General features: G+C 67.8%; 1 protein-coding gene. It reads left to right on the forward strand.

From position 1 onward, the window contains the following. A partial coding sequence (locus ASD34_RS27760; RefSeq protein ID WP_162248705.1) for an AMP-binding protein occupies positions 1-513 on the forward strand: 513 nt, incomplete at both ends.

Consider the following 513-nt stretch of genomic DNA (forward strand, 5'->3'; position numbering starts at 1 on the left):
TTGCAAGCCTTCCTGGCGCATCCGGGCATCGAGGCGAGCACGCGCCTGAAGCACATCATCTGCGGCGGTGAAGCCATGCCCGCGGAGACGCAAAGAGAAGCACTGAGGCGCCTCCACGGCGCCACGCTGCAGAACCTGTACGGACCCACGGAAACCACCATCCACGTCACGCGCTGGACCTGCCGGGACGACGGCCAGAGCCTGGTGCCGATCGGGCGGCCGATCAGCGACACGCAGACGTGGGTGCTGGATGCAGAGCTGAACCCGGTGCCGCGCGGCGTGTCGGGCGAGCTCTATCTGGGCGGGGTGAGCCTGGCGCGGGGGTATCTCAACAAGCCGGGCCTGAGTGCCGAGCGCTTCGTGGCCGATCCCTTCGGCAGCGGCGGGCGCTTGTACCGCACGGGCGATCTCGTACGCTGGAATGCCGAGGGGCAGATCGAATACCTGGGCCGCATCGACCACCAGGTGAAGATCCGCGGCCTGCGCATCGAACTCGGGGAGATCGAAGCCCAG

It is taken from the genome of Variovorax sp. Root473 (assembly GCF_001426505.1).
In the GTDB taxonomy this organism is placed as follows: domain Bacteria; phylum Pseudomonadota; class Gammaproteobacteria; order Burkholderiales; family Burkholderiaceae_C; genus Variovorax.